The sequence below is a fragment of the Actinophytocola sp. genome (assembly GCF_035634895.1).
In the GTDB taxonomy this organism is placed as follows: Bacteria; Actinomycetota; Actinomycetes; order Mycobacteriales; family Pseudonocardiaceae; genus Actinophytocola.
Genome location: NZ_DASQCC010000103.1, coordinates 42,718 through 62,626, shown reverse-complemented (window position 1 = coordinate 62,626; position 19,909 = coordinate 42,718). Strand labels below are relative to the sequence as shown.

Here is a 19,909-nt window from a genome sequence, read left to right as displayed (position 1 = left end):
ATGCCCCGCTTCGGTGAGACTGCTCGGGAACACGACCACGGAGGAGAGCACCCTGATGTCGCTCACCGAGGAGACGTACGAGCGGAACGCGTACCGCGGCGGGGTCGAGCCGGTGCCGATCGACGCGCTGCGGGCGGGCGAGTCGCCCCGGCTCGCGGGCGAGTGCCCCGACCACGTCCGTGCCCTCGCCGAGGCGGAGGCGCCGCTGCCCCCGATCGTGGTGCACCGGCAGACGATGCGGGTGATCGACGGCATGCACCGGCTGCGTGCGGCGGCGCTGCTGGGCCGCCAGGAGGTCGAGGTCCGCTGGTTCGACGGCGACCCGGACGACGCGTTCGTGGTGGCCGTCGAGGCGAACACGGCCACCGGGCTGCCACTGTCCACAGCGGACCGCAGGGCGGCCGCGGCGCGGATCGTCAGCACGCACCCGGCCCGCTCGGACCGCTGGGTCGGCAGCGTCACCGGGCTCGCCGCGACCACCGTGGGCGCGATCCGCCGCTGTTCGACCGTCCAGGATGGACAGTCGAACAGCAGGGTCGGCAGGGATGGCAGGGTCCGGCCGCTCGACGGCACCGGCGGGCGGCTGCTCGCGGCCGAGCTGATGCGTGCCGACCCCGGCCGGTCGCTGCGGGAGATCGCCCGGGCCGCCGGCATCGCCCCGTCGACGGCGCTCGACGTCCGCAACCGGCTGCGCGTGGGCGCCGACCCGCTGCCAGCGGGCCGCACGACGTCCAGGACGCCGGACGCCGAGGCCCCGCGGGTGCCCGGCGTCGACCCGGTCGCGGTGCTCGACGCACTGCGCAACGACCCGTCCCTGCGGTTCACCGAGAGCGGCCGCGGCCTGCTGCGCTGGCTCGGCCTGCACGTCATGGACGACCGCGCGGCCACCGTCGTGATCGGTTCCCTCCCACCGCACTGCGCGGGGTCCGTGGCCGCCCTCGCCAGGCACAACGCGGAGTTCTGGGGCGTGTTCGGTGACCGGCTCGCCGAGCTGGCGGGCGACCAGGCGCGGCCGAGACCACGTGTCCGGCCGGACGCCCGTGGGGATGCCGGCGGGGCGGGGGAGACGGCATGCACCGGCGCGGCGACCCGGTCCTGATCACCGGCGGCTGTGGGTTCATCGGCACCCACCTCGCCGGCCACCTCGCGGCCCGCGGGATGTCGGTGGTCGTCGCCGACCGGGTGGGCTGGGCCGGCGCCGACCCGAGGGTGTGCGCGGTGCGGCTGGACGTCGCCGACGCCGACGGCTGCCGCGAGCTCGTGCGGTCGGTGCGGCCCGCCGTCGTCTACCACCTCGCCGCCGCCGCCACGATCGACGCGGCGTTCGCCGACCCGCACGGCTCGTTGCGTACCAACGTCTGCGGCACCGCCGCCATGCTGGAGGCGACCCGGGCGGCGGCCGGCGGAGCCCGGTTCGTGCTCACGTCGACCGACAAGGTCTACGGCGAGCTGCACGGCGACGCCTACAGCGAGAGTTCACCGCTCGCCGCGTGCGGCGTCTACGACGTCGGCAAGCAGTCGGCCGACGCGATCACCCGGCTCTACGGCGCCGAGCTCGGCCTCTCGGTGGCGATCCTGCGCCTGTGCAACGTCTTCGGGCCCGGTGACCCGCACACCGCGAGCCGGGTGGTGCCCCGGTCGCTCGACCGGATCTTCGATCCCGGCGGGCCGCTGCCACCGCTGGTCTACGCGGGGGCGCTGCGCCACGGCCGCGACTACGTGTTCGTCGACGACGCGGTGCGCGCGCTGGTCGCCGTCGGGTTCGACGCGCGCGCCGACGGCGAGGTGTTCAACATGGCCGCCGCCGCGCACCGCACCACCCGCGCGCTGGTCGAGGAGATCGTCGCCCGCAGCGGCGCGGCGTGCGCCGCCACCGACCCCGGCCGTGCCGCCGCGATCGCCGCCAACGGCTACACGGTCGTCGCCGGCTCACCCGCCAGGGCGCTGGACCGGCAGCACTGCGACGCGAGCCTGCTGCGGACCCGGCTCGGCTTCCGGCCCGCCGTCCCGCTCGGCACGGGCCTCGACCGCACGATCTCCGCGGTGATGGCCGGAAGGGGGTGCCCGGCCACCGTGCCGGAGGCACCGTCGAACGGCCCCGCCCGTGGCTACCGTCGGCCCGCCCACACCTGAACGGAGGCGCGCGTGGACCTCGTCGCGACACGGAGCCGGGCGGAGAAGGCAGCCGGCCGGGGACTTTCCCACCTGTGGGACCGGCAGCGGGAGAACGGGTCCTGGGTGGACCGCCTGTCCTCCTCCACGGTGGCAACCGCGCTCGGCGCGCTGTCGCTGCACCGCGCGGACCCGGACGGGCACCGGGACCGGATCGCCGCCGCCGTCCGGTGGTTGCGGGCGAGCCAGCGGGCCGACGGCGGCTGGAGCATGGCCGACGCGGAGCCGCCGAGCAGCCCCGGCATGACGGCGTTCGGCATCGCCGCGCTGCACGAGATCGACCGGGACGGCTCCCGCGCCACGCTGGACCGCGGCTGGGCGTTCCTCGACGCCAACGACGCCGAGAACGTCATCCCCGGCCTGCGCGGCGAGGCACCCAGGACGTGGCCGGCCGCGCTGCCGACGATCTGGGGACTCGTCGGGCTGCGCGACCCGCGTGAGCAGCCCGACCAGCCGGTCGAGACGGTGCTGCTGCCGCCCCGGCTGCGCGACAAGGTGTCCATCGCGCTGCCGGTGATCCTCGCGCTCGGCGTCATGCAGGCCCGCACGCTGCCGCGCGGCCCGCTGCGCAGGTTCACCGGCCGCGTCGCGGAACCGAAGGCACTCGACTGGCTGCGCGAGGTGTCCGGCACCAACGGCGGCATCGAGGAGTGCCCGATGATCGCCGGGTTCGTCTATCTCGGACTGTCCGCGGCGGGCGTCGGACGCGACCTGCGGCTCACCTCGTTGCGCTACCTGCTCGGCACGCAACGCCCCGACGGGTCGTGGGCCATCGACCGCGACCTCGAGATCTCGGTGACCGCGTACGCGGTCATGGCACTCGCCGAGTTCAGCGACGTGGCCGGGGAACCCCAACTGCACCGCACCCGCGACTGGCTGCTCGACGCCCAGTGGAACCGGCCGTTCGCGCCGCTCGGCCTGCCCGCGGGCGGCTGGGCGTGGGCGAACCCGTCCGGCTGGCCGGAGACCGAGGACACCGCCGTCGTGCTCGGGGTGCTCGCCGACCTCGGTGTGCCGCGCGGCCACCCCGCCGTCGAGCTCGGCCTCCGGTGGCTGCTGCGCATGCAGAACCGGGACGGCTCGTGGTCGGAATGGGTACGAAACAGCGCGATCATGAACGACCGGCCGTGTGCCGGGGTCACCGCCCACGCGATCCTCGCCCTGCGCCGCTTCGGGACGTCCACCGCACCGGGTTCCGCGATCGCCCGCGGACTGTCCTATCTGGATGGTCGGCGGCGGGCCGACGGCTCGATCGCGTCGGTGTGGTTCCGGGACGACACCCACGGCACCGCCCGGCTGCTCGAAGCGTTCACCGCCAACGGAAACGGCGCGCCAGCCGCCATCGCCGCGCGCGACTGGCTGCTCGCCGCACAGGCCGACGACGGGGGCTGGCCGCGGCACCACCGACTCCCGCCGGCGGGGACGACGGCCGAGGAGACCGCGTGGGCGCTGTTCGCCCTGCTGCACGCCGGCCACGACCCGGCCGCCCCGGCGATCCGGCGCGCGGTCGACTGGCTGGTCGACCGGCAGGACGACCACGGCACCTGGCGGCCGAGCAACGTCGGCCTGTACTTCGACGACCTCTGCTATACCGACGACCTCATCGCGCACACGTTCACCCTGCGCGCGCTCGGCCGCTTCCTGCGGGTCACCGACCCGGCCGGTGCGCGATGAGCGGCGCCGCGCCCTGGCGCCGGTGGCGGCGTGTCGCACCGCTGCCACCCGGCCCGCGCTGGCCCGCGCTCGTGCAGACGTTGGTGTGGGTGCTGGCGCCGGTCGAGTTCGGCCGGTTCTGCCTGCGCCGCTACGGGCCGCTGTTCACCGCGCGCATCGTCGGCTACGGCCCGGTGGTGCACGTGTGCGCGCCGGACACCGTCCGCAGGGTGCTGCGGACCGAGGCGGACCGCTTCGACGCGGCCGGCGCCAACGAGGCTGTCCGCTTCGTCGTCGGCGGGCACTCCCTGCTGCTGTCCTCCGGTGCGGCACACGCCGCGCGCCGGAAGGTCCTCATGGGACCGTTGCACGGCGCCAACGTCACGCACTACGTGGCGCTCATGGAGTCGATCGTGGCACGCGAGGTGCGTGGCTGGCGGGTGGGTACGACCGTGCGGCTGCTCGACAGCTGTCAGCGGATCACCCTCGAGGTGATGATGCGTGCCGTGTTCGGCATCACCGACTCCGCCCGGCTCGCGCGGCTGCGCGTGCTCGTGCCCCGGCTGCTCGACATCAACCCGCTGGTGATCCTCGTGCCGGCCGCGCGGCGGCACTTCCGCGGCCACGGGCCGTGGGCGCGGCTGCTGGCGCTGATCGCCGAGGTCGACGCGATCATCCACGCCGAGCTGGCCGAGCGCCGGGCGGTGCCGCACGACGGCCCCGACGTGGTGTCCGTGTTGCTCGCCGGCGGAGAACCGGTGACCGACGCCGAACTGCGCGACCACCTGGTGACGCTGCTCGCCGTCGGGCAGGAGACCACCGCCACCCAGCTCGCCTGGCTCTTCGAGCGGGTGCTGCGCTGTCCCGACGCGCTGCGCGCGGTCACCTCGGCCGCCCACCGCGGCGACCGGCAGGTCCTCGACGCGGCCATCAACGAGGCGGTCCGGTCCCGTCCGTCCACGATGGACGTCGGCAGGATCGCGCTCGAACCGTGGGAGGCCGGCGGTTACCGGGTTCCGGCCGGCACGTTGTTCGCCGTCTCCCTCGGGCTGCTGCACCGCTCGCCGGCGACCTACCCCGACCCGGAGCGCTACGACCTCGGCCGCTGCCCGGAGCCGGGTCCGGACTTCCTGCCGTTCGGCGCGGGCAGCCACCGTTGCCTCGGCGCGTCCCTCGCCATGGCCGAGATGCGCACCGTCGTCGCCGCCGTGCTGCGCTCGGCACGCCTCGAACCGGACCGGCCTGCCGCCGAGTGGGCCCGGCCCAAGGGCCCCATGCTGCTGCCGCACCGGGGCGCGGCGGCCAGGGTTCTCGCCAACCACCTGCTCGACGGAGGTGGCTGAGCCGTGCGGACCTTCCCCTTCCCACCCGCGCCGGCACTCGACCTGGAGCCGGAGTACCTGACCCTGCAACGGGACGAGCCGGTCTGCCAGGTGCGCTTCCCCTACGGCGAGCCCGCCTGGCTCGTCACCCGGCACGCCGACGCCAGGACCGTGCTGACCGACCCGAGGTTCTCCCGGGCCGAGTCGCTGCGCCGGGACGTCCCCCGGGTCACGGAGGTCAACTTCTCGGGCGGCATCGTCGCCATGGACCCGCCGGAGCACACCAGGACCCGTGCCGCCTGCCGGCACGCGTTCACCGCGCGGGCGGTCGCCCGGCTGCGCGACCGGGCGAGGGCACTCGTGCACGAGCTGGTCGACGCGGCCGCGGCGCGCGGGAGGTTCGACGCCGTCGCCGACCTCGCCGTCCCGTACACGCTGCGGATGATCTGCGCGCTGCTCGGCGTGCCCTACGCCGACAGCGACCGGTTCCGCGGTTGGGCGGAGGCCGGGCTCGCCACGACCGCCATCACCGAGGCCGAACGGCTCGACGCCACCGGGCACATGTGGGAGTACGTCGCCGACCTGATCGCCCGGCGCAGGGCGGAGCCGGCCGCCGACCTGATCTCGGCCATGCTGGCCGAGGGGGAGCGCGGCCTGCGCGACGAGGAGCTCGTGGTCATCGTGATGACCGCGCTCGTCGCCGGCTACGAGACCACGTCGACCGAGCTGCCGAACTTCCTCTACGTGCTGCTGTCGCGGCGGGACCGGTGGGCGCGGCTCGTCGCCCGCCCGGACCTGCTCGACACGGCGGTCGAGGAGCTGCTGCGGTTCGCGCCGCTGGAGGCCAACGGGGCGTCGCCGCGCTACGCCACGGTCGACGTCGTGCTGAGCGGGACCCGCATCCCGGCCGGCGCACCGGTGGTCGCGGCGACGGCGGCGGCCAACCGGGACCCCCGGGTGTTCGCCGACCCGTACCGGCTCGACCTGGCCCGCGATCCCAACCCGCACCTCGGGTTCGGCCACGGCGCGCACTTCTGCCTCGGCGCGCCGCTCGCCCGGCTGGAGCTGCGGGTCGCACTCGACGTGCTCGTGGCGACCCTGCCCGGACTGCGGCTCGCCGCGGAGGGACCGCGATGGAAGACCGGCATGCTCGTGCGGGGACCGGCGACCCTGCCGCTGGCGACGGGGAGGCGCCGTGACGTCGCGTGAACCGCCGCCGGTGGAACGGTTCCGGCCGGCCGACCTCGACCGGGACTGGCCCGCACTGCGTGCCGGCTGCCCGGTGTCGCGGACGACGACCCCGGACGGCGCCGGCGCCTGGCTCGTCAGCCGCTACGCCGACGTTCGCGCGGTGCTCGGGAGCCCGTCGTTCAGCGTGTCACCCGTCGACGGCACGGCCGGGCCGAACGAGTCGATCTTCCAGGACCCGCCGGGGCACACCCGGCTGCGGGGGCTCGTCGCCGGGCCGTTCGCCGCGGGCCGGGTCGACCGGCACGCGCCGGCGGTGCGGGCCAGGGCCGACACGCTGCTCGCCACGATGATGCGCGCGACCGAGCCGGTCGACGTCATGGCCGCGTTCGCCAAGCCGCTCACCATGAACGTGATCGCCGGCATCGTCGGCATCCCCGAGTGCGACCGGCCGATGGCGCAACGGCTGTCCGACCAGCTGCTCGTGCCGTTGTCCGAGGAGCAGGGCGCGGTCGCGCTCGCCGGGTGGCGCCAGTTCAACGACTACGTGCTGGCGCTGGTCGCCGCGCGGCGCGCCCGGCCGGAGGAGGAGGACGACCTCGTCGCGCACCTCCTCCGCGCCCAGCGCGAGGACTCGTCGCTCACCGACGTCGAGCTCGTCACCATGGTGCTCGGCCTGCCGGTCGCCGGCTACGTCAGCACCGCCAACGCGATCGCCGTCGCGTTCCGGCACCTGCTCGACGGCGGCTGGCTCGCGCGGCTCCGCTCCGGCGACGCCGGCCTGGCCGACCGGTTCGTCGAGGAGGTGCTGCGGATCCAGTCCGGCGACAACGGCGAGTCGATGCCCCGCTTCGCGACCCGCGACGTGCTCGTCGGCGGGACGGTCATCGGCAGGGGGGACATGGTCGTCGCGCCGCTCGTCGCGGCCAACCGGGACACCGACCTCTTCGCCGATCCCGACGCGTTCGACCCGGACCGCGCCGGCCGGGACCGGCACCTCGCGTTCGGGTTCGGCGTCCACCGCTGCCTCGGCGCCAACCTCGCCCGGCTGGAGCTGCGCTGTGCCGTCGCCGCGGTCGTCGAGTCGGGGCTGCGCGCCAGCATGGTCGAGCGCTGGGACGAGGTGCCGTGGCGGGTGAACATGCTCGGCGACCGGTTCCCCGAGCGGTTGATGGTCGCGATCGAGGGAGGTGGCGCGTGAACGTGCTGTACGCGTCGATTCCCGCCTGGGGGCACACCTTTCCCGTGCTGCCCGGGCTCGCCGAGCTCCGTGGCCGCGGCCACCGGGTGCGGATGCTCGCCTCGGCGAGCTTCACGCCGGAGATCGCCCGCCGCGTCGAACCGGTGGGCTACGACTCGCCGATGGACACCCCGGAACATCCCGTCGACCTCGCCGACATGGGACGGGTCCTGCCGCTCCTGCTCGCCGAGGCGCGGGCGGCGTTCGCGGCGCTGGCCGCCGTGGACCGGCCGGACGTGATCGTCGCGGACGTGCTGTCGATGGCGGGCTGGCTGCTCGCCGAGGCCACCGGGCTGCCGCTCGTGCGGGTGTGGCCGGTGTTCGCGTCCAACAGCGAGTTCTCCCTGCACACGGACTACGCCTCGCGCACCGACGACGCCGCGTCCACCGCCGAGTTCTTCGCGGCCGCGGCGGATTTCCTGGCCGAGGTCGGGCTGTCGTCGGTGTCCCCGGAACGCCTCTTCGACAACGAGGCTGACCACAACATCGCCCTCTACCCGCGCGAGCTGCAGCCGCACGGGGACACCTTCGACGAGCGCTTCACCTTCGTCCGGCCGTGCATCCGGCCGCCGGAGGAGTCGGCCGATCTCGCCTGGCTGCGCGGCGAGGATCCGCTCGCCGCCGTCACCCTCGGGACCGTCTTCACCGGCAACGCCGGGTTCTTCCGCACCTGTGTCGCGGGTGTCGCCAGGCTCGGCTGGCGGGCGGCGGTGGCCGTCGGGCCGACCGTGTCCCGGTCGGACCTCGGACCGCTGTCCGACCGGGTCGTGCTGCGTGAGCGGCTGCCGATGATCGACACCCTGCGCCACGCGAGCGTGCTTGTCTCCCACGGCGGGTTGACCAGCACCGTCGAGGCACTCGCCAACGGGGTGCCGGTGGTGATCGCGCCCCAGATCGGCGAGCAGTGCGCCGTGGCCGACCGGGTCGAGGCCCTCGGCGTCGGCGTGCGGCTGCGGGAGCCGTTCACCCCGGCGATCGTCGCCGACCAGCTGAGTGCCGTCGCGGCCGACCCGCTGCTCGCCGCCCGGGTCGCGGCGCTGCGGGCCCGGCTCTGCGGCGGCCACCCCGGCGCCGAGTTCGCCGACGCCGTCGAGCACGCCACGACCTGAAGGGACGCGATGACGACCGAGCAGGAAACCCTGCTGTACTACCCGTTCGTCAGGACGGCGACGCTCGACCCGCCGGCCGAGCTGGCCGAGCTGCGCGCCAAGGGCCCCATCCACCGGGTGCGGACGGCGGCCGGCGCGGCGTGGCTCGTGACCCGGCAGGCCGACGTGCGGGAGCTGCTGTCCTCACCCGCGTTCGGCACCGGGTACCCCGGCGCGATGCCGACCGGCGCGGACGACCTGGCCACCGGTTTCATGTTCCTGCACGACCCGCCGGAGCACACCCGGCTGCGGCGCAGCGTCGCCCGCGCCTTCACCGCCCGCCGGGTCGCCGAGCTGGGGCAGCGGGCCAGGGTGATCGCGGCCGAGCTGGTCGCGGCGATGCGTGACCGCGGCCCGGTGCTCGACCTGCAGGCGGAGTTCGCGTTCCCGCTGCCGATCGCGGTCACCGCGGAGCTGCTCGGCATCCCGGAGCCGGACCGCGCGCGGTTCCGCGGCTGGGCGGACATCGTGCTGCGACCCGGCGACGCGACCGGCGACCGCGGGGCCGCCTTCGTCGACCTGCAACAGTTCGTGGTGGACCTCGTCGACGCCAAGCCGGACGGGCCCGACCTGCTGAGCGACCTGGTCCGCGAGCCGGACGGCCTGCACCGGCTGGAGATCGCGGCCATGGCGCTCGGGCTGCTGATGGCCGGCTACGTGACCACCGCGTCGGCCATCTCGCTCGGGATGCTGCGCCTGTTCACCACGCCCGGCGCGCTCACCGCCCTGCGGACCGGCGCCGTCCACACCGGCCGGGTCGTCGAGGAGCTGCTGCGGCTGCAGGACGAGGAGATCGGCGTCAACCGGGTCGCCCGGTCCGATGTGGACCTGTGCGGCGTGCGGATCAGTGCGGGGGAGACGGTCATCGCCGCCCGCTCCGGCGCGAACCGGGACCCGTCGGTCTACGCGGCGCCGGACGAGTTCGACCCGGCCGCCACGCGGGCGCCGCACCTCGCTTTCGGCCACGGAATCCACCACTGTCTCGGCGCCGCCCTCGCCCGCATGGAGCTGACCGTCGCGCTCGACACGCTGCTCGACGGGTTGCCCGGCCTGCGTCTCGCCGTCCCGCCGGACGCGGTGCGGTGGAGTGCGCAGGGCATGGACGTCGCCATCGAGACCCTGCCCATCGACTGGTGAGAGAGAGGAACACCCATGGGACCGACCGTGCCACGCCTCCAACAGCCCTACGACGCCATCGAGCTGGACGCCGCCGTCCAGAACCGGGGAGCGGTCGTCCTCGCCGAGGCCTACCCGCCCGACCTGTGCTCGACGTTCCTCGACCAGGTCACGGACTACCTCCAGGCGCACCCGGAGGAAACCGAGTACGCCGCCCGGTCGGTGCTGGGCGGCTTCCAGGGCGCCACGACGACGACCCTGCACGCCCTCGTGGGGGCGATCGGCTGCGCGCCGGACCTGGTGCTGCAGCGCGACATCGTCGACTGTGCGCGGCGGGTGCTCGCCCCGCTGTCGGACACGATCCTGCTCACGGTCGCCGAGTACATGGCCCGCCACCCCGGCGCACCGCGGCAGGAGCTGCACCGGGACACGTACTCCTGGCGGCACGTACCCGGTGGCAGGCAACCGATCGCGCTCACCGTCATGGCCGCGATGTCCGAGTTCACCACCGCCAACGGCGCCACCTGGGTCGTGCCGGACAGCCACGGTGGCCCCGCCGACGAGCCGGCACCGGACTGGCCGGCGGCCGTGCAGGTCGAGCTGAACCGGGGGGACGCCCTGCTGTTCCGCGCCGACACCTTCCACGCGGGCGGCGCCAACACCACCACCGACCTGACCCGGCACATCTTCTCGATGGGCTTCCAGGTCGCGTGGCTGCGCCAGGTGGAGAACGGGACGCTCAGCGTGCCACCCGACCGCGCCGAGGGCCTCGACCCCGAGCTGCTCGAACTGCTCGGCTACTCACACGAGCTCGTCCTCGGGCTCTACAAGGGCGGTCACCCGCGTCATGCCCTGACCGGCTCGTAGCGCCGCCGCATCAGGCCGCGAGCGACCAGCGTCGCGGCGAGCGAGGGGCCGCCGACCAGCAGGGCGATGTCCGCCCTGCCGGCGGCGGCCGGCAGGAAGGTGCCGAGCACGATCCGCTCGGCGACGACGATCTCGTGCGCGCGCAGGCAGACCGCGCGGGGGATCGGTCGAGGCGCGCGGGCCACGAGCGCCACGGCCACCCAGTTCGCGAGCGCCACGACGGCGAGACCCGCGGCGTAGACCGGCAGTGACACCGCCGGGATCGCGGTGCCGGGCACCAGCGGCCACAGCGCGGCGATCGCCACCCAGCACATGCCGAAGTTGACCAGGCCCCGCACGGTGGCGTCGTCGCCGTGCAGCACCGGGTACGTGCGGCAGCCGCCACGCTGGTCGCCGTCCCGGTCGCCGAGCGCGCCGAGGAGGTTGGAACCCGAGTCGTGCAGCCAGAAGGCCACGGCCAGCGGCACGAGCCGCGGCTCCGGCAGCGGCTGCACGACCATCGAGCCCCACAGCAGGGTGAGTGCCGTCGGCAGCCCACGCACGACGTTGCCCCACAGTCCACGTCCTTTGAGGACACTCGCGTAGGCGATGCCGAAGACGCAGGCCACCGCGGCCAGTCCCGCCGTGAGCGGGTTGACCAGCACGGCGATCAGCCCGCCGGCCGCGATGCCGGCCACCATGACCGCGCGGGCGGTGCCCGCCGCGACGCGGCCGGACGGGATCGGCCGGTGCGGCTTGGTGAGCCGGTCCAGCTCGCGGTCGAAGTAGTCGCCGCCGTAGATCGAGGCGACCCAGGCGAGTGTCGGCACCAGCCAGGCCAGCAGGAGCAGTCGAGGCGGCGTGTCCACATCGGTCAGCACGGCGCCGGACAGCCCGACGGTCCCGGCGTAGAAAAGGGTGTCCGGCCGGCACGCCTCCAGGTGCGCCAGGACGCGGGCCCGCAACCACGACATGTGCGGCACTGTAACCGGCTCCTGGCAACGGTTCGCTGTTCGCGTGCCGAGGCGCCATGCTTGTCCGGTGTCGAATGTCCACAGTGTCCACAGCGTCCGAGCCGGCGGGGAACCGTCGTGATCCACGTCGTCGGCGCGGGTATCGCCGGGCTCGCGAGCGCGCTCGCGCTGCGCGCCGCCGGCCTGCCGGTGCGGGTCCTCGAACGAGCCGCCGCGTCGAGTGCCCGTGGCGGCGGGATCGGTCTGACCCCCAACGGGATGCACGCGCTGCACCGGCTCGGCGTCGGCGACGCGGTATGCGCGCGGTCGGTGGTGCAGAGCGAGGGCGGGGTGCGCACTCCGAGCGGCCGCTGGCTCGCCCGCAGCGACCTCGCGTTCGTACACCGCCGCTACGGCGAGCACGTGCGGGCGATGCTGCGCCGCGATCTCGTCGCCGTCCTCACCGCGGCCCTGCCGCCCGGCACCGTCCACTACGGCCAAACCGCGACGCTCGTCGCGTCCGGCTCCGCGAGCGATCCCGCGTGGCTGCGTGCCGGCGCCGACGTCGTGCCGAGCGACCTGGTCGTGGTGGCGGACGGGATCCGCTCCGCCGTCCGCGCCACCCTGTTCCCGGACCATCCCGGCCTGCGTGACTGCGGCTCGGCGAGCTGGCGGGCCGTCGTGCCGGCCGCGGGCCTCACCCTGGTCCCCGCCGAGACCTGGGGTGCCGGCCTGCGCCTGTCGATCCTGCCGCTGCCGGCCGGACTTACGCACTTCTCCGCGCTGGCAACGGATGCCGCGGGTGCCGGCGCCACGCTCGACACGCTCTTCGGCGGCTGGCACGACCCCATCCCGAGGCTGCTGGCCCGTGCCGAGGACGCCGAGGTGCACCTGGACCGCATCGAGGAGCTGGCCGCCCCGCTGCCGGCGCTCCACCGGGGCCGGGTGGTCCTGGTCGGCGACGCGGCGCATCCCATGGCGCCCAACGTGGGCCTCGCCAACGTCGCGCTGGAGGACGCCGTCGAGCTGGCGCACCGTGTCGACCACACCGTCGGCACCGCCGACTTCGCGGCACTGGTTGCGGCACTCGCCGACTACGACCGGGTACGCCGCCCACGTGTCGACCGGTTGGCCCGGATCTCGCGCTGGACCGGCCGCGTGGTCGAGTCGGCCGGCCCGGTCGCGGTCGCCGCCCGCAACGCCGGCACCTGGCTCGGCGGGTTGCTGCCCGAGGCGGTGTCCCGCCGGTCGCTCGACATCCTGGTCGGCTGGTCGCCGCCCGCCGGCGTTCGACCCGGCTGACTTGCCCGCGACAAGGGCCCCGGCGTTTCCTGAGTGTCCACACCGGACCGTCGACGCTACGGGATGTCAATGGACACCAGGGAATTCGAGCTACGCATCGGCCAGACGATCATCGACGGCTACCGCACCGACACCGCCCGCCCCGCGGTGTTCGAGCTGCTCGGCCGCCAGTGGGAACTGCTGGACGACGTGTGGCCGCCCGCGTACTCGCCCGGTGGCGAGCTGCACGCCGAGCTGATTCCCTTCGCCGCGATGGCCTCGTTCCTCGAGATGGGCAGCGGCACCGGGATCATGTCCGTCCTCGCCGCGCTGGCCGGCTGCCCCCGGGTCCTCGCGCTCGACCTCAACCCGGCCGCCGTCGACAACACCCGGCGCAACGCCCGCCGGCACGCCGTCGCCGACCGGGTCGAGGCCAGGGTGAGCGACCTCTACGCCGCCGTCCCGCCGGGCGAGCGGTTCGACGGCATCTACTGGAACCCGCCGTTCCTCGACGCGCCCGCCGAGCGTCTCGACGGCTCGCTGTGGCACGAGACGATGTTCGACCCCGGGTACGCCAAGCTGCGGCGCTTCCTGGGGGAGGGCGCCGATCTGCTCACCCCCACCGGCCGCATCTACCTGTGGTTCGGCGAGGCGCTCGGCAGCCCGACCCTGATCGACGACCTGGCGGCGGCGGCCGGTCTCACGGTGCGTGAGCTGCACAGGACGACCATGGGCGAGGTGCCCCCCGCCCTCGCCCGGGCGTTGCCGGCGGATGTCACGCACGGCGACCCGGACGCGCGGTGGCACCTGCATCTGCTGGAGCTCGGGAGCGGGGCATGACGCTGCTCGCCGCCGCCGCGGCGATCGTCGACGAGGTGCTGTTCCCGGCCGCCGCCGAGGTCGACCGCACCGGCCGCATCCCGGACAGCCACTTCGCGCTGCTCGCCGCCGAGGGCTTCTACGGACTCTTCGCCCCGCCCGAGGTGGGCGGACCGGGCCTGGAGTTCACCGAGGCGCTGCGGGTCATCGAGACGCTGGCCGGCGGCTGCCTCACCACGACGTTCACCTGGCTCCAGCACCACGGGATCGTGATGGCTCTGCTCATGACGCCCAACGAGGACCTGCGCCACCGGCTGCTCGCGCCGGCCGTGCGGGGCGAGGTGCGCGGCGGCGGCGCGTTCTCCGGCGTCGTGCACACCCCGCCGCGGGTGCGCGCCAGCCGCCGTCCCGGTGGCTGGTCGGTCAGCGGACGGGTGCCGTTCGTCAGCGGCTGGGGCATCGTCGACCTGCTGCACGTCTCCGCCTTCGACGAGACCACCGGCGAGGTGGTGAGCGGGCTCGTCGACGCCCACCCCGGCCCGGGGATCGCCACGGTCGAGCCGCTGACGCTGGTGGCCGGCCAGGGCACCAACACCGTCGCGCTCGGCCTGCGCGACCTGGTGCTGCCCGACGAGCAGGTCACCACGAGGATCGACCGCGCCGCCTACCTCGACGGCCTGACCGTCGGGTTGCTGGTCGACAGCGCGCTCGCGCTCGGCCTCACCGGCCGGGCCGTGCGCCTGCTGGCCGACGTGGACCCGCGAGCGGCCGAGACCCTGCACGACGAGCGGGACGACCTGCGCGACCGCTTCGACTCCGCCCTCGCCGAGCCGGACCGGCTGCCGGCGCTGCGGGCCGCCTGCTCGGCACTCACCCAGCGCGCCTGCACGGCCCTCGTGGTCGCCGGTGGCGGCGCCGCCCTGCTCGACGGCCATCCGGCGCAGCGCCTCGCGCGCGAGGCACTGTTCACGCACGTGGTCGCGAGCCGTCCCGAGGTGCGGTCGGCGCTGCTCGGCCTGCTCGCCGACCCGGCCCCGCCGGCCTTCGCGACCGCCGGCGGCCGGCGATGAACCGGGTGGACCTCGCCGACGGGCACCTCGCCTACGACGACCTCGGCGACACCGCCGGCGGCCAGCCGGTGCTGCTGCTGCACGACGGCACCCTGGACCGCAGGGTGTGGGGGCCGCAGCTCACCGGCCTCCCCGGTTACCGGCTGCTCGTCCTCGACGCGCGCGGGCACGGGGACTCCGCCACGCCGACCCTGCCCTACCAGCGGGCTGACGACGTGATCGCCCTGCTCGACCACCTCGACCTGCCCGCCGCGTTCCTGGTCGGGCAGTCGATGGGCGGCACCACCGCGCTCGACACCGCGCTCGACCACCCGGACCGGGTGACGGGGCTCGTGGCCAGCGGCTGCGGCACCTCCCAGCAGTACTGGCGCGGCGCGTTCCTGGTCGACCTGCTGCACCGCCAGTTCGAGGCGGCTATGCGCCGGGACACGGCCGAGTACGTCGAGCTCTTCCTGCGGATGTGGGTCGACGGGCCGGCCAGGCGGCCCGACGAGGTGCCGGGCGGGGTCAGGGACCTCTGCCGGACCATGGCCATGTCGACCGCCACCCGGCACGCCCGGCCGGATCCCGTCCTGCCCGGCCGCGCCGCCGACTCATGGGAGCGGCTGCCCGGCCTCACCGTCCCGCTCCTGCTCCTGACGGGCGAGCTGGACTGCCCGGACGTCCACGAGATGGCGGACCGGATCGCCACCGCGGTGCCCCACGCCGAGTCGCTGCGCGTGCTGGGGGCCGGCCACATGCTCAACCTCGAACGGCCGGACGTGTTCACGGCGGCCGTGCTGCGTTTCCTCGACACCGTGCGGGTGGGGTAGCCATGGATCTCGACTCGCTCTCGCTGCCCTACGAGCGGCCGTCGCCCTACGACCCGCCGCCGGCGTTCGCCGAGCTGCGCAAGGAGGGCCCGCTGGTCCGCACCGCCGACGGGGCGGGGCGTCCGGTGTGGCTGGTCCTCGACGCCGACCTCGCCCAGCGGGTTCTCGCCGACGCCCGCTTCGGGATCGTCGGTCCCGGCGACCACGCCGACACCGACTCGCTGCTCTGCGACGGCGCCGCGCACACCAGGCTGCGCGGCCCGATCTCCCGTGGGTTCGGGGTGCGGGCCATCGAGCGGCTGCGACCGCGCGTCCGGGACCTCGCCGACACACACGTGTCCGACCTGGCCGCCGCCGGACCACCGGCCGACCTGGTCGCGGTCGTCGCGCTGCCGCTCGCCCGCGCGGTGATCGCCGACGTGCTCGGCGTCGACATCGCCGACCGGGACCGGTTCAACTCCTGGGCACAGGCCATCTCGACGGTCGTCGCCGAGCAGGATGGTGCGGCGATCGCCGGTTGGACGGACCTGCTCGCCTTTCTCGGCGACCTCGTGGCCGCCCGCCGTGCCGAGCCACGGGACGACCTGCTGAGCGCGCTCGCCGAGGAGGGCCTCGGTGAACGCGAGCTGGTGCTCGCCGGTGCCGCGCTGCTCGCCGGCGGCCAGCTCACCAGCGCCAACGCCCTGTCCATCGGCATGGTCAAGCTGCTCACCACCGGCGGGCTGGGCGGACTCGCCCACGAGCCGGCGGCCGGCGCGGCCGCCGAGGAGATCCTGCGCCACCAGGCGGGCGTGAGCGGGGAGCCCTACCCCCGCTGGGCACTGTCCGATGTGGACCTCGCGGGCCGGCGGGTCGCAACGGGCGACGTGGTGATCGTGCGGCTCGAGGCGGCCAACCGGGACCCGACCCGCTTCGCCGATCCCGACCGCTTCGACCGCACCCGCGACCCCAACCGGCACCTGCGGTTCGGCTACGGGCCGCACCGGTGCGTCGGCGCCGCCGTCGCCAGGACGCAGCTGGTCGCCGCCATCACCGCGCTCGCCACCCGGCTGCCCGGCCTCGCGCTCGCCTGCGCGCCGGAGGACGTGCGGTGGACCCGGGCGCCGTTCGACGACGGTCCCGCCGCCCTGCCCGTGACGTGGTGACCGCAACCGGAGGAGACACGATGCGACGACAGCCGCTGCGGGTCTGGCTGGTGCAGCAGGGAATCTGGGCCATGTCGCTGGAGTCGATGCCGCTGGCCTCCGGCTACCTCAAGGCGACCGCGCTCGCCGACCCCGTCATCGCGGCCGACACCGAGATCGTCATCCACAACTTCGACGGCGAGGCCACCCTCTTCGGCATGGCCAACAGTCTGTTCGGTGACGGCGCGCCGGACGTGCTGGCGTTCTCGGTGCTCGGCTGGAACTACCGGGAGTTCACGGCGCTGGCCGAGACCTTCACACAGCTCAACCCGGCCGGCTGGGTGATCTTCGGCGGCAACCACGTCTCCGGTCAGGGTGACCGGGTGCTCACCGCCAACAGCGGTGTCGACGTGGTGGTCAACGGCGAGGGGGAGTTCACCTTCCGCGAGCTGCTGCGTGCCCGGCTCGCCGGCGCCGGCCCGCACGAGCTGCACGACATCGCCGGCATCACCTTCCGCGACGCGGCCGGCGCGATCGTGTCCACGGTGGACCGTCCGAGGAGCGAGAACCTCGACGAGATCCCGTCGCCCTTCCTCTCCGGTGTCATCCCCATGACCGACGCGCAGGGCCGCTTCCCCTACGACGTCGCGCTGCTGGAGACCAACCGCGGCTGCCCGTACAAGTGCTCGTTCTGCTACTGGGGCGGCGCCGTCGGGCAGAAGGTCCGCGCGTTCTCCCGTGCCAGGCTGCGCGCGGAGGTCGAGCTGTTCGCCCAGCACCGGGTGCACACGCTCGTGTTGTGCGACGCCAACTTCGGGATGCTGCCGGGGGACCGGGACTTCGTCGCCGACGTCGTCGCCATCCGCGAGCGGTACGGCTTCCCGCGCAGTATCGAGGCGTCCTGGGCGAAGAACAAGTCCAGGGTGTTCTTCGACATCGTGAAGACCATGAAGGAGGTCGGGCTGCACAGCTCGTTCACCCTGGCGCTGCAGACCCTCGACGAGGGCACCCTCGACCTCATGAACCGGCGCAACATGAAGGTCAACGACTGGGAGGAACTGGCCGCCTGGCTCAGCTTCGAGGGCCTCGACTGCTACGCGGAGCTCATCTGGGGCGCGCCGGGCGAGACCGTCGAGTCGTTCATGAAGGGCTACGACCGGCTCAGCCAGCACGTCTCCCGGGTCGCCGTCTACCCGATGCTGATCCTGCCCAACACCACCTACCACCAGGACAGGGCCCGGTTCGGCATGGTGACGGTGCGCGGGAACACCGACGACTTCGAGCACCTGATCTCGCACGACACGATGTCGCCGAGCGACAACCGGTACATGCACCGGTTCATCTTCGTGTCCCGGCTGGTGGCCGAGAACCCGGTGTTCCGGCACCTGTGGACACCGCTGCGCGTCCTCGGCGGCATCTCCCAGTCCACCGCGATCCGCTCGCTCATGGACTGGTTCGCCCAGGACGACGACCCGGCGTGCGAACCGTTCCGCACCGGCATGACCAACTCGTTCACCGACTCCGACGTGCTCGCCCCGGTGCTCGTCCACGTCTACGGCACCGACGAGGCGAAGGACCTGCTGCGACGGTGGTGGGCCACCTCGCTGCGACCACTCGTCCCCCCGCGGCACCGCGAGGTGCTCGATACCGTCGTCGACTACGACCTGCTCACGCTGCCCGCCTACACCGCCCCGGGCCGGGCGCCGTCGTGTCGTTACGCGGGCGAGCACCTGCCGGTCGTCGACGTCGACGGCGAACCGCACCACGTGCTGCGCGACGTGCGGCTCGGGTGTGACGTGCCGGCCGTCGTCCGCGCGCTGCGCAGGGGCGAGCCGCACGAGCCGGCCGTCCGGCCCGTGGCCACCGACCTCTACTTCAAGGCGGGCGCGGACCACTTCCTGCCGTCGACCAACCACGAGGAGGTCCTCTACTACATGGGTAGGACCGAACGGCAGGTCCGGCGGCTGCCCGACCGTCCCATCCCCGAGACGAGGAGCCGAAGCGATGTCCGTTCAGGTGAGAGAGGGAGCCCCGTCGGGTGAGGCCGAGCTCGCCGGCCTGATCGCCGACAGCCAGGAGCTCACCGGGCTCGTCGACGAGGTGCGGTCCCGGCTCGCCGGTCGCTGGGCCGGTGAGCCGTCGCTGCTGGCCAGGATGTGCGCGCACGCGCACACCCCGCCGGGCAAGCTGTTCCGGGCGATCCTGCTGATCGAGTCGGCGCTCGCGGTCGGCGGCGATCCGCGCTGGGCGCTGCCCGCCGCGGTCGGCGCGGAGTCCGGCCACGTCGCGAGCCTGGTGCACGACGACATCATCGACGGCGACGACACCCGCCGCGGCCGACCGGCCGTGCACACCGCGTTCGGCGTCGGCGACGCGATCGTCGCGGGCGACGCCCTGATCTTCGACCTGTTCGCCGGGCTGGCCGAGTGCCGTGCCGCCGGCGCGTCGGCCGACCGGGTCGTCGCCGCGCTCGCCGTCGTGTCGCGCTGCGGCATCGACCTGTGCCGGGGGCAGAGCCTCGAGACGGAGCTCCACGGCAGCGGCCGGTTCGACCACGAGACTTATCTGAACATGGTGCGGCTGAAGACGGCGGCGCTGTTCCGCGCGGCGTGCGAGTGCGGCGCGCTGCTGGCGGGCGGCGACCCCCGGCAGGTCCGCGCGCTCGGCCGCTACGCCGAGCACCTCGGCGTCGCCTTCCAGATCCGCGACGACCTGTTGCCCTACACCAGCTCCGCCGCCGAGGTGGGCAAGCCGGACACGAGCGACGTGCGCAACGGCAGGCTCACCCTGCCGGTGATCATCGCGCACCGCGCGAGCGGCGCCGCCGACCGCGCGGTGATCGAGGCGGCGCTGTCGGGCATCGGCGACCCGGCCACGGCACGGGCCGACCTGTCCGACGTGCTGCACAGGACCGGTGCCGTCACCGCGACGGCCGGCTGGGCACGGCGCTACCTGCGGTTCGCGCTCGCGGCGTTGCACGCGCTCCCGGTCACCGCGAGTCGCGCGCGGCTGGCCGGATACGCCGAGGCCGCCGTCGGCCGGGACCGCTGACTCGGCCGGTCACCCGAACAGGTGGCTCCGGTTTCTGTCGTACCGGGCCTTTGGTAGGAGTTGACACGCCCGGGTGCCCGTCAGCCGTCTGTCCACTCGGAACGCACAGTCGTC

The 19,909-nt window shown here is 74.3% G+C and carries 17 protein-coding genes; 16 read left to right on the top strand and 1 reads right to left on the bottom strand.

What is annotated here, in order from left to right; all coding sequences use genetic code 11:
* The first annotated feature begins 13 nt into the window (after positions 1-13).
* Genes VET29_RS14610 through VET29_RS14570 form a run of 9 tightly spaced genes read left to right on the top strand, consistent with a single transcriptional unit; the run spans position 14 to position 10,706 of the window.
* Positions 14-1,099, top strand: coding sequence for a ParB/RepB/Spo0J family partition protein (locus VET29_RS14610; RefSeq protein ID WP_324920188.1), 1,086 nt, complete (start codon positions 14-16; stop codon positions 1,097-1,099).
* The gene (locus VET29_RS14605) at positions 1,072-2,133 is read left to right on the top strand and encodes an NAD(P)-dependent oxidoreductase (RefSeq protein WP_324920186.1); all 1,062 of its coding nucleotides are present in this window, start codon (positions 1,072-1,074) and stop codon (positions 2,131-2,133) included. The genes VET29_RS14610 and VET29_RS14605 overlap by 28 nt, the downstream gene beginning before the upstream one ends.
* Before the next feature lie 12 nt (positions 2,134-2,145).
* Positions 2,146-3,846 carry a prenyltransferase/squalene oxidase repeat-containing protein gene (locus tag VET29_RS14600; RefSeq protein WP_324920184.1) on the top strand — a complete coding sequence of 567 codons (1,701 nt, stop codon included), beginning with the start codon at positions 2,146-2,148 and terminating at the stop codon, positions 3,844-3,846.
* A complete protein-coding gene (locus tag VET29_RS14595) occupies positions 3,843-5,168 on the top strand; it encodes a cytochrome P450 (protein ID WP_324920182.1) in 1,326 nt (441 codons plus the stop codon). The genes VET29_RS14600 and VET29_RS14595 overlap by 4 nt, the downstream gene beginning before the upstream one ends.
* Positions 5,169-5,171: 3 nt before the next feature.
* The gene (locus VET29_RS14590; protein WP_324920180.1) at positions 5,172-6,356 is read left to right on the top strand and encodes a cytochrome P450; all 1,185 of its coding nucleotides are present in this window, start codon (positions 5,172-5,174) and stop codon (positions 6,354-6,356) included.
* Positions 6,343-7,536 (top strand): cytochrome P450, encoded by a 1,194-nt coding sequence (locus VET29_RS14585; protein WP_324920178.1) that lies wholly within the window; start codon positions 6,343-6,345, stop codon positions 7,534-7,536. The genes VET29_RS14590 and VET29_RS14585 overlap by 14 nt, the downstream gene beginning before the upstream one ends.
* Positions 7,533-8,684, top strand: a complete 1,152-nt coding sequence (locus VET29_RS14580) for a nucleotide disphospho-sugar-binding domain-containing protein (protein ID WP_324920176.1) — start codon at positions 7,533-7,535, stop codon at positions 8,682-8,684. The genes VET29_RS14585 and VET29_RS14580 overlap by 4 nt, the downstream gene beginning before the upstream one ends.
* 9 nt (positions 8,685-8,693) lie before the next feature.
* Positions 8,694-9,860 (top strand): cytochrome P450, encoded by a 1,167-nt coding sequence (locus VET29_RS14575; RefSeq protein WP_324920174.1) that lies wholly within the window; start codon positions 8,694-8,696, stop codon positions 9,858-9,860.
* Between the two features lie 15 nt (positions 9,861-9,875).
* Positions 9,876-10,706, top strand: coding sequence for a phytanoyl-CoA dioxygenase family protein (locus tag VET29_RS14570; RefSeq protein ID WP_324920172.1), 831 nt, complete (start codon positions 9,876-9,878; stop codon positions 10,704-10,706).
* Here VET29_RS14570 and VET29_RS14565 read toward each other — a convergent pair.
* Positions 10,685-11,659 (bottom strand): UbiA family prenyltransferase, encoded by a 975-nt coding sequence (locus VET29_RS14565; RefSeq protein ID WP_324920170.1) that lies wholly within the window; start codon positions 11,657-11,659, stop codon positions 10,685-10,687. The two genes, VET29_RS14570 and VET29_RS14565, sit on opposite strands and share 22 nt — an antisense overlap.
* A 117-nt stretch (positions 11,660-11,776) precedes the next feature.
* Between VET29_RS14565 and VET29_RS14560 the strand changes: the two genes are divergently transcribed.
* From VET29_RS14560 to VET29_RS14530, 7 genes are all read left to right on the top strand, one after another.
* Entirely contained in the window at positions 11,777-12,940 is a 1,164-nt protein-coding gene (locus VET29_RS14560) for an FAD-dependent monooxygenase (protein WP_324920168.1), read from the top strand.
* A gap of 69 nt (positions 12,941-13,009) precedes the next feature.
* On the top strand, positions 13,010-13,759 hold the full coding sequence (locus VET29_RS14555; RefSeq protein WP_324920166.1) for a methyltransferase: 750 nt from the start codon (positions 13,010-13,012) through the stop codon (positions 13,757-13,759).
* Entirely contained in the window at positions 13,756-14,808 is a 1,053-nt protein-coding gene (locus VET29_RS14550) for an acyl-CoA dehydrogenase family protein (RefSeq protein ID WP_324920164.1), read from the top strand. The genes VET29_RS14555 and VET29_RS14550 overlap by 4 nt, the downstream gene beginning before the upstream one ends.
* Positions 14,805-15,620: an alpha/beta fold hydrolase gene (locus tag VET29_RS14545; protein ID WP_324920162.1), complete on the top strand. Its 816-nt coding sequence runs from the start codon at positions 14,805-14,807 to the stop codon at positions 15,618-15,620. The genes VET29_RS14550 and VET29_RS14545 overlap by 4 nt, the downstream gene beginning before the upstream one ends.
* Positions 15,621-15,622: 2 nt before the next feature.
* Positions 15,623-16,765: a cytochrome P450 gene (locus tag VET29_RS14540; RefSeq protein ID WP_324920160.1), complete on the top strand. Its 1,143-nt coding sequence runs from the start codon at positions 15,623-15,625 to the stop codon at positions 16,763-16,765.
* A gap of 20 nt (positions 16,766-16,785) precedes the next feature.
* A complete protein-coding gene (locus tag VET29_RS14535) occupies positions 16,786-18,786 on the top strand; it encodes a KedN5 family methylcobalamin-dependent radical SAM C-methyltransferase (protein ID WP_324920158.1) in 2,001 nt (666 codons plus the stop codon).
* Positions 18,749-19,795, top strand: coding sequence for a polyprenyl synthetase family protein (locus tag VET29_RS14530; RefSeq protein ID WP_324920156.1), 1,047 nt, complete (start codon positions 18,749-18,751; stop codon positions 19,793-19,795). Before VET29_RS14535 ends, VET29_RS14530 begins: the two co-directional genes overlap by 38 nt.
* The last annotated feature ends 114 nt before the right edge of the window (positions 19,796-19,909 follow it).

Excerpts from the sequence above, each read along its gene's own strand:
- VET29_RS14605 (WP_324920186.1), top strand. The coding sequence starts at position 1,072 with ATGCACCGGCGCGGCGACCCGGTCCTGATCACCGGCGGCTGTGGGTTC.
- VET29_RS14595 (WP_324920182.1), top strand. The coding sequence starts at position 3,843 with ATGAGCGGCGCCGCGCCCTGGCGCCGGTGGCGGCGTGTCGCACCGCTG.
- VET29_RS14575 (WP_324920174.1), top strand. The coding sequence starts at position 8,694 with ATGACGACCGAGCAGGAAACCCTGCTGTACTACCCGTTCGTCAGGACG.
- VET29_RS14570 (WP_324920172.1), top strand. The coding sequence starts at position 9,876 with ATGGGACCGACCGTGCCACGCCTCCAACAGCCCTACGACGCCATCGAG.
- VET29_RS14565 (WP_324920170.1), bottom strand. The coding sequence starts at position 11,659 with ATGTCGTGGTTGCGGGCCCGCGTCCTGGCGCACCTGGAGGCGTGCCGG.
- VET29_RS14555 (WP_324920166.1), top strand. The coding sequence starts at position 13,010 with ATGGACACCAGGGAATTCGAGCTACGCATCGGCCAGACGATCATCGAC.
- VET29_RS14550 (WP_324920164.1), top strand. The coding sequence starts at position 13,756 with ATGACGCTGCTCGCCGCCGCCGCGGCGATCGTCGACGAGGTGCTGTTC.
- VET29_RS14545 (WP_324920162.1), top strand. The coding sequence starts at position 14,805 with ATGAACCGGGTGGACCTCGCCGACGGGCACCTCGCCTACGACGACCTC.
- VET29_RS14540 (WP_324920160.1), top strand. The coding sequence starts at position 15,623 with ATGGATCTCGACTCGCTCTCGCTGCCCTACGAGCGGCCGTCGCCCTAC.
- VET29_RS14535 (WP_324920158.1), top strand. The coding sequence starts at position 16,786 with ATGCGACGACAGCCGCTGCGGGTCTGGCTGGTGCAGCAGGGAATCTGG.
- VET29_RS14530 (WP_324920156.1), top strand. The coding sequence starts at position 18,749 with ATGTCCGTTCAGGTGAGAGAGGGAGCCCCGTCGGGTGAGGCCGAGCTC.